We start from the raw sequence: 10,859 nt of genomic DNA on the forward strand, positions 1-10,859 counted from the left end.
GTACGCCGGGTAAACCATTTCCCCGAAGGCTTTTTGGCATATATCCATTTTCGTCCTCCCCGCTCGTTCCAGTTTATGGGGTAGTCTCTGAAGTCGAGTTTTTGATTTACCATATGTTCAATTTGCAGATAAAAAAGATGGGAAACACTGTTCCCCACCATTTTTCGAGGTATTTATTTTCTATTCACATTTTTCTCCTTGCGGCTCCTTGGCATTGGCCGGATTTGTTCCTCTAAGAGTCATTATATAACTGGCCACTTTTTGGATTTTCTCGTCGCTCATTTGCGTTTTATAAGCGGTCATTCCTTTTGCCGGCACACCTTCTTTTATGGTATGAAACGCGCTTTCGAAATCGCATCCGTGCAGCGTGTAATCATCCGTTAGGTTGGGGCCAATCGCATTTCCCTCACCGTTCATACCGTGGCAGGCCATACATGCCAAATCGGTGTAAATTTGCTTTCCTTCAGCAATCGATTCTTCATCAGTAAACGCCACAAGATCTTCAGCAGAGATTGACGCAATTTGGTATTTTGCGTCGTGCTTCATTGATTTGTGCGCATATTCTTCATCCTGCAGGTTGCCTTCTTTTAACCAGAAATAGTAAGCTCCGTAAATAATCGACCAGCCGATGGTAATGTAAAATAACATCATTATCCATCGTGGCGGCGGATTATCCAACTCTTTAATCCCGTCGTAATCGTGGTCCATCAGGTGCTCATCCTGCTCCAATATTTGTTTATTTTTATCTGACATAGCTGTATTTTTTAAGAATTGATATCGCGAGAATCGCCATCTGTTAGAATAGAGTTCTTTATATCTTCCATTTCCTGATTTGGAATGCGCATGGTGCGAATAAAGATTACGATAAAGAGCAATACAAAGATGAGTAATCCGACGATGTAAAAAATCTGGATTCCTTCGATACTTGTTAATAGATTACTTACGATCTTCATTTTACTTATTTTGCAGAGTTGTTAATACGTAACTTGTAAGCTGTGTAATCTGTTTTTCGGAAAATTGCGTTTTATAAGGCACCATTCCCTTAGCTACATTTCCTTCTGAAATTGAATGGAACACTTCCTCCGGAGAGTTTCCGTGCAGCCACTCATCATCAACAAGGCTTGGGAATGTTGCAACTCCCTTGCCTTCCGGGCCGTGACAAACTACGCAGGTTGTCTGGAACATTTTCTTGCCGGCAGCCAGATCCTCAGCACTTGTTAAAAGTTTAACTTCTTTTTGATCGGTAGCCTCAGTGAATGATTCAGAATGTAATTCTACCTGGGCCACTTCCGGTTGCTCCGAAATGTCTTTTCCCAGTTTGTGCATGTAGGCGATCATTGCCACGATTTGTTTTTTCGCATCCGTTTCAATACCCGAAGCTTTTAGGTCGGCAACAATACCTTCGGCTTGTGCCAGGTAATCGTCAACGGCTTTTTCGTCGTATCCTTCGGGGTAAGGAACGCCAAGTGTTTGCATGGCCCTGATTTTTTTCGGTGTTTGCGAAAGATCGGTATTTTTAACCGCCAGCCACGCATAATTCGGCATTATCGACTGTTCGTTCATCTTTTGCGGATCCATAAAATGGTTGTAGTGCCATGCCGCATTTTTGTACATCGGGCCGCCAACCACTCCGGCGCGCGCCAAATCGGGGCCGGTACGTTTCGATCCCCACTGGAACGGATAGTCGTAAACGAATTCTCCGATTTTTGAGTATTCGCCGTAACGATCGGTTTCCCAGCGGAACGGGCGAACCATTTGCGAGTGACACACATAACAACCTTCTTTTACATAAAGGTCGCGGCCTTCGAGCTCAAGTGGCGTGTATGGTTTCACCGAGTCGATGGTTGGTACGTTCGATTTTATAAATATCATCGGGATGATCTCAACAGCTCCACCAATAGCCAGCGCAATAAATACAAGGATAGAGAAACGAACACCTTTTCTTTCCATCCAACGGTGTACGGTTTCTTTCATCGGATTGCGGGCTCCGGCCAATACAAGGGCAGGTGCTTCGGCAGCTTCGTCGTTAACAAAACTTCCGGCAGCCATTGTTTTTGCCAGGTTGTAAACCATAATAAGGAATCCAACCAGGAATAGAATTCCGGCAAAAATACGAGCTACGTACATCGGAATTAGCTGGGTTACTGTTTCCAGGAAGTTCGGGTACTGAAGGAAACCTTCCTCGGTGAAGTTTCTCCACATTAACCATTGTGTTACGGCTGCCCAATAAAGCGGGATGGCATAAACCAAAATGGCCAGTGTTGACAACCAAAAGTGCGTATTGGCTAATTTCTCGGAGAATAGTTTTGTTTTAAACAGTTTTGGTACCAGCCAGTATAGCATACCAAATACAAGTCCGCCGTTCCAGCCCATACCGCCAATGTGTACGTGAGCGATGGTCCAGTCGGTAAAGTGGGTAATTTGGTTTACTGATTTCAGCGACATCATCGGGCCTTCGAAAGTTGACATACCGTAAGCCGTTACAGCAACTACCATGAACTTGAGAGCGGCACTGTCGCGAACACGATCCCAGGCGCCACGCAGGGTGAGCAAACCGTTTATCATACCACCCCAGCTGGGGGCGATCAACATTATCGAGAACGTTGTTCCCAAAGCTTGTGCCCAGTTTGGCAAAGCCTGGTATAACAAGTGGTGTGGCCCTGCCCACATGTACAAAAATATAAGCGACCAAAAGTGAATGATCGACAGTTTGTACGAATAAATCGGGCGGTTAGCAGCCTTAGGCAGGTAATAGTACATTAAGCCCAAAAACGGTGTTGTAAGGAAAAACGCCACAGCGTTGTGGCCGTACCACCATTGTACCACCGCATCTTGCGCACCGGCATAAATGGAGTAACTCTTAAACAACGAAACCGGTAGCTCGAACGAGTTTACCACGTGCAACATGGCCACGCCAAGAAAAGTTGCCAGGTACCACCAAATAGCTGCATAAATGTGCTGAACACGGCGAACAACAATTGTCCCGATCATGTTCCAACCAAAAACCACCCAAATTAGGGTAATCAAAATATCAATTGGCCATTCCAGTTCGGCATATTCTTTCGAGGTGGTAAATCCGGCCAGCAGCGTAACGGCTGCCAGTACAATAATGAGTTGCCAGCCCCAAAAGTGGATTTTGCTTAAGGTATCGCTAAACATTCGGGTTTTCAGCAATTTTTGCATCGAGTAGTACACTCCGGCAAAAATGGCGTTTCCTACAAATGCAAAAATAATTGCATTGGTATGCAGTGGCCTTACCCTTCCGAAAGTGGTATATTCCAGACCAAAGTTGAATACAGGAAAGGCCAGCTGTGCTGCAGCAAGGATGCCCACCAGTACGCCAACAACACCCCAAAGCAGTGTAGCCAGTATAAACAACTTAACTATTTTGTTGTCGTAATTAAATTTTTGATTTTCCATGAGTTGGATAATTATTTTTTATTATTCTTTTTTTCTTCATTGATTTCAGATTCCGATTCCACATCGTCGTCGTCAAAAAGCATCCGCATCGATGGAGTTTCGTTATCATCATACTGCCCCGATCGGACCGACCAGATAAAAGCGCCCAAAAAAATGAGTGCCACCAGTAAACTTACTCCTATAAGCAGATAAAAAATGTTCATCTTATTAAAACTGTTCTTTTTCAAACGTATAAGATGGAACTACCATGATTTCAATTCTATGCATAAATGATAAAAGTTTTATCATGGTCGTTTCATTTATTCCTCTTTGCCGGCCCGGCTAATTTTAAAAATCTGAAATACAACATAGCCAATGGTTCCCCAGGCTCCTAAAACCGCTGCCAGGTACGACAACAATAGCCAGGTTTGTATATTGTCGTTGGTCGACCAAAGTATCTCTTCTTTAATAAGTACGGGTGTTGGTTTTGGCTGTCCTACTTTTGATGCGTCAAGCACCACATCTTCGGTAATGAATCCCTCGCCTAAGTCAACAACCAGTGTTACCATTCCCTGTTCGTCACCAATCAGGCTTTCCGGAATGGCATATTCCGCACGGCCTTCTTTGTTGGTAAGAACCTCTCCGATTGGAAGTGTTCCAAAGGCTTTTTGTGCACCAATTGAAATTGGGGTTTCAGCAAGAGCAACATAAACACTATCCTTGTTCTGATACTCGGCAAAAACTTCAACAATACGCTCGGCCTCGTTTACCGATGCCAGTACTTTTGCTTTTTTGGGCGGTTCTTCCACCAATAATGGTTCGGTATCGGGGCTGTAATTACGAATGTAATTTACCAAACGCCAGCGGTCGTCTTCCGAAATGGTGGTTTCGAATTGTGGCATACCGCCGCGCCCGTGTGTAATTTTATAAAACAACTCGCCCTCGCTGTTGGCCTGCATAATGTCGCTGCTTACATCGGGTGGTGGAGGAATCAATGGTAAACCGTTGTTTTTCCCCGGATCGCCGTGGCACGATTTACAATTTAGCAGGTAAAGGTCTTTACCCTTTTTTACATTCGCAAGATTATATTCTGACGGGTTTTCAATATTTTTCTGATCTTCAGGAACCAACCATTCCTGTGCCATTCCCTGCTGGGCAAGAAAAACTAACGCTACAAATAATAGTTTGATCTTCATGTTTTTTATTTTTTCGGTTCAGCAAGAATTTCTTTGTCAATACCTTTTTCCTCGGCGTACTCCCAAATGGTAATAACCGGGAACATTTTGGCCAGCACAGTAATAATAAGCAGCGCGGCCATGAAAGAAAAAATGGTGATCATGATCTCGATACTGGTTGGCGAATAATGTTTGAAATAGTCGGGCACATTCTGCACAGGCAAAAACGGGTGCTCAAGCGTTGGTACAACAATAATATATCGTTTTAACCACGAGGCTATAAGCACAAAAACCGAAATAATTGTTAGCGGCAAAGGTTTTCTGAAAAACCGGAAAAGCATCAAAAGTATGGGAAGAATTAATCCCAGCATTTGTGCCGACCAGAACATCGGTGCGTAGCTTCCGGTAAACAGGGTGCGCAGGTGAATACCTTCTGCGGTTTTCATTTTGTAGGCCGGAACCCAAAATTCGTTGATGTTGAAGTAGAGGTATACCAGGCAGACAAAAACCAGTAATTTTCCCATATAATCGAAGTGCAGATCTTCAAAATATTCGCCTAAACGGTAACGAACCCTGTAGGCAAACATTAATATTACCACAGCTGCAGCACCGGCCACAAACGCACCGGCCACAAAGTAGGGCCCAAAAATGGTGGTATCCCAGCCCGAACGAAGAGTGGCGGCAAATAACCACGATGTTACGGTGTGGATAGATAAACCAACCGGAAGAATAAGTATCATAAGCACGCGCATGGAGTGTGCCACGAGCTTGTATTGTTTGTCATTTCCTTTCCATCCGAGTGACAGTATTTTATATATCTGCATTTTCCATTTTGGAATATCGTCGCCGCCACGGTCGCGCAACAGTGCAAGGTCGGGGATGAGTGGTATATAATATAACAATACCGAAATGGTTAAATAGGTGGTTACAACAGTAACATCCCAGATAATTGGCGATGCAAAACGTCCGTGTAAAAATACGTTGAGAAAACGATCGGGGCGCCCCATGTCCATTACAATAATAATACCGGCCAGTGCCACTGCGGCAATTGCAATCTGTTCGGCTACCCTGGAAATGGGTTTCGACCAGCTAATTTTTAGCAGCTGCAACGATGAGCTGATCAGAAACCCGATCAAACTAACAGCCACAAAAAATACAAAGTTGGCAATGTACATTCCCCACGATACGTAGTCGCGCATTCCGGTTACTCCCAGTCCGTCGCGAATTTGTATAAACCAACCCCACAAACCAACCGCGGCAAACATAACAAGTATGAAATACCAAAAACGGGTGAGCTCATCGCGTTTTACAATCGAGCGGGTGAGGTCGAAAGTTATCTTATCCAATAATTTCCGGGATTCTTCCGGCGATTTTGTTTTTTCCATCGTTTAAAGTTTAGTCTGTTATGAGTGGTGATCTTCAATTTCGCCCTGAAATGGGAAAGCCCTGTCTTTTGGCGGCAGGTAATAAACACGCGGTTTGGTTCCCAGTTCTTCCATTAAAGTATACGCAGCATTATCTTTAATCAATTTGCTGAAACTGGTAGTTTCGTGCGTGGTTCCGTTGGTAACTGCATCTTCGTTTTGGTCGCCAAACCAGTAAACTCCGTTGGGGCACGACGAAACACATGTTGGTAGCTTCCCATCGCGTAAACGGTCGGCGCTAAACAAACATTTCGAAATGGTACCTTTTTTCTGCGGTACGTTAGCTTCAATATTGTAGGTAACGCCTTCGTATTTTTCGGCATCGCGTGGTTCAAACCAGTTGAAAACCCTTGCTGAATAAGGACAGGCAGCAATACAGAAACGACAACCAATACAGCGTTCATTGTCAATAAGTACAATGCCGTCTTCGCGTTTGAAAGTTGCATTAACAGGGCAAACCTTCGTACATGGCGGGTTATCGCAATGCTGACATGGTTTTGGCATGTAATACGGAGCTGTGTGCTCGGCATCCTGCATTTGCAATACATTAATATGGTGTTGTTCCGGACGCAGCTGGTGGTGTTTCTGGCAACCTTTCATACACTCGCGTGCATTCCGGCATTTCGATAAATCGATTACCATCACAAATTTACGGCCCGGCAAGCCTTTTCTTCCCCGTTTTTGATTTTCGGTAAGACTTGGCATATCAGCGGGTTTAAGCTGTGCTTTGTTTACTTCAACAAGTTCTCCACTCGATGTAAGCAGTTTAATTGTATCTCCCGAGGCGGTCTCCACCTGGTTACATGAACTTAAAAGACTGGAGCCTCCTACTAGTCCGGCTGCACCAACTGATACACCCAACTTTTTCACGAAACTTCTGCGTGATTTATTTTCCATAAACAGACATTTTTTTAGAACTATAGTGCTGAAATCAATACTTTTTTCAGCTGAATTTAGTTTCTCAACCTTACGAATTTATAAAATAAGCGCAAAGCGGCAAACTAATCCGGTCCTCTCAATAATAAAAGACTAAATTAACTTTAAATGTTATAAGTGAGTAAGTTACAGTGTTTTTCTATATTTGTAAAATTTTATTTTTGGTATAATAACTTGATATCTGATGAGATAGGTTTTAGGGTTGAAAAAAATATTTTTTTCGGGTGAACAAATGCATTTTCGTGTTGTTTATAAAGGATTTTTTTGAAGACCTGAACGATGTACAAGGGTGATTAAAGTTGCATAAAAATATGCTGTAAAACATATTCTAAATAAACCTTCATTGCCTTGCGCATGGTATAAAGATACAGGATTCGCTGAAAATTCAGGCCTCAAATATCCTGTATTTTCAGCGAAAATATTGCACGCAAGAAATCAATTTGTAAAAAATCAAAAGAAACTTATTCTTTACATAAACATTATCAGTCTTTTGTGGTTTTAAGATATGAAATCAGGTAAAAAGGTATTATTGTATTTCGCCGGAATCGTGAAATTGATAAAACTTAAAACCTGTTATAACGTACTATTCATTTAAAAACTAAAATAAACCTTGCCGTATTGGTTTGGCTTCTATGAAAAAAACTGTAAATTATATTACAACGTTTCTTGCAGGTATCATTCTGCTACTTGCTAATGTTTCAAATGCTCAAAGCGTAATCAATCCTGCAGCTACCGACGATGATGTTGAAATCGGGGTGGTGGAACATCTTGACGATTATTTGCCCGACAGTATTTCGTTGATAAATGAAGCCGGCGAGCACGTGTGGTTGTCCGATCTTATTGATAAGCCAACAATATTGAATTTTGTTTACTATCGCTGTCCCGGAATTTGCAGCCCTCTAATGGAAGCTGTTGCCGGTGTGATGGACAAATCGGATCTTGTTCCCGGAGAGGATTACCAGGTATTAACCATTAGCTTTGATCCCAGTGAAACAATTGATTTGGGAATCAGGAAAAAAACAAATTACCTGCAGTTGATGAATAATGCCGACAAAGTGGAAGAAGCCAAAACCGGTTGGTTATTTTTTGTTTCCGACAGTGCAAGTATAACAAGGGCAACCTCGGCAACAGGTTTTAAATACAAAAAAACCGGTAACGATTTTCTGCATGCCGCATCGTTAATTGTTGTAAGCCCCGATGAAAAAATTACCCGATATTTAAATGGGCTGTACTTTTTGCCTTTTGAATGGAAAATGGCCATTGTAGAAGCCTCGAAAGGCCAGTCGGGACCAACACTGAACAAAGTATTGCGTTTTTGTTATTCCTACGATCCGCAAGGACAAACATATGTATTAAATGTAACTAAAGTAAGCGGAACCATAATTATGTTTTTCGCGCTGGTTTTACTGCTGTACCTGGTATTAAAACCAAAGAAAAAAGTAAATTAAACTAAACTTTATGCATACAACAAATGCTGTTAATGGAGCAAACTACTTAACCTATCAGGGAAAATACAAAGGTTTGCTCGGATGGATTTTTTCCACTGACCATAAACGTATTGGTCTTCTTTATCTGTATTCGATAGCTACCATGTTTGCAACCGGTGTTTTGTTGGGGCTTGCCATGAAATTTGAATTGCTGGCTCCCGGAAAAACCATTATGGATGCACAAACCTATAACGCTACGTTTACTGTTCATGGTGTTATAATGATTTTTATGGTGGTGGTGCCCGGTTTACCCGCGGTTTTCGGAAACCTGATGTTGCCCATAATGATTGGGGCAAAAGATGTGGCTTTCCCAAAACTCAACCTGCTTTCGTGGTGGTTGTACGTTACCGGAGTGGTTTTGGTACTGTGTGCACTGCTGTTCGGATCGGGAACTCCCGACACCGGCTGGACCTTTTACGCACCTTACAGTTTTAAAAGCGGAACCAACCTGCTGCCTGCCATATTCGGGGCATTTGTGTTAGGTTTTTCATCCATTCTTACCGGTTTGAACTTTTTGGTGACCATTCACCGTTTGCGTTGTCCCGGAATGAAATGGTCGAAACTTCCGTTATTCGTTTGGACCTTGTACGGAACGGCCTGGATTCAGTTGCTGGCAACACCGGTTGTGGGTATTACCCTGGTGTTAGTAGCCCTCGAACGAGTGTTCGGAGTAGGCATTTTTGACCCGGCTTTGGGGGGCGATCCTGTTCTGTATCAACACCTGTTCTGGATTTATTCGCACCCGGCAGTTTATATTATGATTCTGCCTGCTATGGGAGCCATTTCAGAGATTATTCCAACATTCTCGCAAAAACATATTTTTGGATATAAAGCCATTATCGCGTCAACAATGGCCATTGCATTTGTGGGCTACCTGGTTTGGGGGCACCACATGTTTACGGCCGGAATGAGCGGTACTGCACAATATTATTTTTCACTCCTCACATTTATAGTTGCCATACCAAGTGCAATTAAAGTTTTTAACTGGATATCGACGATGTATAAGGGATCGATCAATATCCAAACGCCCTTTTACTGGGCAGTGTCATTTATTTTTGTGTTTATGGTTGGTGGTTTAAGCGGCCTGGTTTTGGGGGCACTGGCTACCGATATTTATGTGCACGACACTGCCTTTGTTGTTGCCCATTTCCATTACATTGTTTTTGGCGGTACCGGCTTTGCCTTTTTTGCGGCAATGCACTACTGGTTCCCAAAAATATTTGGAAGAATGTATGATAAGGCCTGGGCCAATATTGGCTGGCTGGTATTCTTTATTGGTTTTCTGGCGTTGTATTCGCCCATGTTCTATCTCGGAATGATGGGAATGCCAAGGCGTTATTACGACTACCTGGAAGAGTTCCATGGAGGAAATATCCTGAGCACGCTGGGCTCGTGGGTATTGGTAACCGGTTTTATCATCATTGTTGTAAACCTGGTTCGTTCGGCACGAAAAGGAGCACCTGCAGAGGTGAATCCGTGGCATAGTAAAACACTGGAATGGACAGTTCCATCGCCGCCGCCTGTATTGAATTTCGATAAAGAACCGGTATTAGGAGAAAAAGACGGACCTTATAATTATGAATAATATGGCTGAACATCAACATGCACATGTAGAGCACCCCGACATGTACGATCCAGAATCGTCGAAAATCGGAATGTGGCTGTTTATTTTTACAGAACTACTGTTGTTTGGCGGCCTGTTTATCGTTTATTCGGTTTATCGGTACATGAACCCCGACGCCTTTCACCTGGCAGCTGAAGAACTAAACACTTTTATTGGCGCGTTTAATACCGTTATTCTTCTGGTAAGTAGTATGACCATTGCCATGTCGACCACCGCTTTGCAGAAAGGACACAAAAAAGTGGCCATCGCACTGGTAGTAATAACTTTTATTATTGGCATTGGCTTTTTGGTGAATAAGTACTTTGAGTGGGGCATAAAATTCTCGCACGGAATATGGCCGGGATCAGAACAGATGCTGAATGAAATGAGCCAGGGCGAAATCCTTTTCTTTGGTTTGTACTTTGTAATGACCGGGTTACACGCACTGCACATTATTGTGGGCCTCATAATAATGGGATTTGCCATTAAAGGTGTTGCCAATGGAAAAGTAAATGCCAAACGCCCGTCGTTACTTGATAACTGCGGCTTGTACTGGCACCTTGTCGACCTGATCTGGATTTTCCTGTTCCCGCTATTTTATCTCATCCATTAAAACTAACACTATGTCAGAAGATAAACATCATTATATCGTTCCATACCGTTTATACGTAATTGTACTGGTTGCATTGCTGGGACTTACTTTTGCATCGATAGGAATTACCTCGATAGAACTGGGCGAATTTACCGTTGCCGCAGCCTTGTTGTTTGCTGTTGTAAAATCAGTTCTGGTGTTAACTTATTTTATGCACCTGAAATACGACAAACCATACATAAA

At 42.9% G+C, this 10,859-nt stretch carries 11 protein-coding genes; 4 read left to right on the top strand and 7 right to left on the bottom strand.

Annotated features, from left to right (window positions below):
• Positions 1–180: 180 nt before the first annotated feature.
• The 7 genes from ABZB17_RS15575 to ABZB17_RS15605 form a co-directional block, all read right to left on the bottom strand.
• Positions 181–753, bottom strand: coding sequence for a cbb3-type cytochrome c oxidase N-terminal domain-containing protein (locus ABZB17_RS15575; protein WP_303921951.1), 573 nt, complete (start codon positions 751–753; stop codon positions 181–183).
• Positions 754–764: 11 nt separating this feature from the next.
• Positions 765–953, bottom strand: coding sequence for a hypothetical protein (locus ABZB17_RS15580; RefSeq protein WP_045026115.1), 189 nt, complete (start codon positions 951–953; stop codon positions 765–767).
• A 1-nt stretch (position 954) separates the two neighbouring features.
• Positions 955–3,420 (bottom strand): cytochrome-c oxidase, cbb3-type subunit I, encoded by a 2,466-nt coding sequence (ccoN, locus tag ABZB17_RS15585; RefSeq protein ID WP_372651367.1) that lies wholly within the window; start codon positions 3,418–3,420, stop codon positions 955–957.
• Between the two features lie 11 nt (positions 3,421–3,431).
• Complete coding sequence (gene ccoS / locus ABZB17_RS15590) at positions 3,432–3,623, bottom strand: cbb3-type cytochrome oxidase assembly protein CcoS (RefSeq protein WP_045026116.1); 192 nt, start codon at positions 3,621–3,623, stop codon at positions 3,432–3,434.
• Positions 3,624–3,719: 96 nt separating this feature from the next.
• Positions 3,720–4,595, bottom strand: coding sequence for a cytochrome c (locus tag ABZB17_RS15595; protein ID WP_372651369.1), 876 nt, complete (start codon positions 4,593–4,595; stop codon positions 3,720–3,722).
• A gap of 5 nt (positions 4,596–4,600) precedes the next feature.
• A complete protein-coding gene (gene nrfD, locus ABZB17_RS15600) occupies positions 4,601–5,959 on the bottom strand; it encodes an NrfD/PsrC family molybdoenzyme membrane anchor subunit (protein WP_372651371.1) in 1,359 nt (452 codons plus the stop codon).
• An 18-nt stretch (positions 5,960–5,977) separates the two neighbouring features.
• On the bottom strand, positions 5,978–6,895 hold the full coding sequence (locus tag ABZB17_RS15605; RefSeq protein ID WP_045026117.1) for a 4Fe-4S dicluster domain-containing protein: 918 nt from the start codon (positions 6,893–6,895) through the stop codon (positions 5,978–5,980).
• Between the two features lie 671 nt (positions 6,896–7,566).
• Here ABZB17_RS15605 and ABZB17_RS15610 point away from each other — a divergent pair.
• The 4 genes from ABZB17_RS15610 to ABZB17_RS15625 all read left to right on the top strand — a co-directional run.
• On the top strand, positions 7,567–8,382 hold the full coding sequence (locus ABZB17_RS15610; protein ID WP_372651373.1) for an SCO family protein: 816 nt from the start codon (positions 7,567–7,569) through the stop codon (positions 8,380–8,382).
• A gap of 10 nt (positions 8,383–8,392) precedes the next feature.
• Entirely contained in the window at positions 8,393–10,006 is a 1,614-nt protein-coding gene (locus tag ABZB17_RS15615; protein WP_045026118.1) for a cbb3-type cytochrome c oxidase subunit I, read from the top strand.
• A gap of 1 nt (position 10,007) precedes the next feature.
• Positions 10,008–10,637 carry a cytochrome c oxidase subunit 3 family protein gene (locus tag ABZB17_RS15620; protein WP_045028619.1) on the top strand — a complete coding sequence of 210 codons (630 nt, stop codon included), beginning with the start codon at positions 10,008–10,010 and terminating at the stop codon, positions 10,635–10,637.
• Positions 10,638–10,647: 10 nt separating this feature from the next.
• Positions 10,648–10,859: cytochrome C oxidase subunit IV family protein (locus tag ABZB17_RS15625; RefSeq protein ID WP_372651376.1), on the top strand; the 212-nt coding region annotated here is incomplete at its 3' end.

This window comes from Draconibacterium sp. (assembly GCF_041583095.1).
Classification (GTDB): Bacteria; Bacteroidota; Bacteroidia; order Bacteroidales; family Prolixibacteraceae; genus Draconibacterium.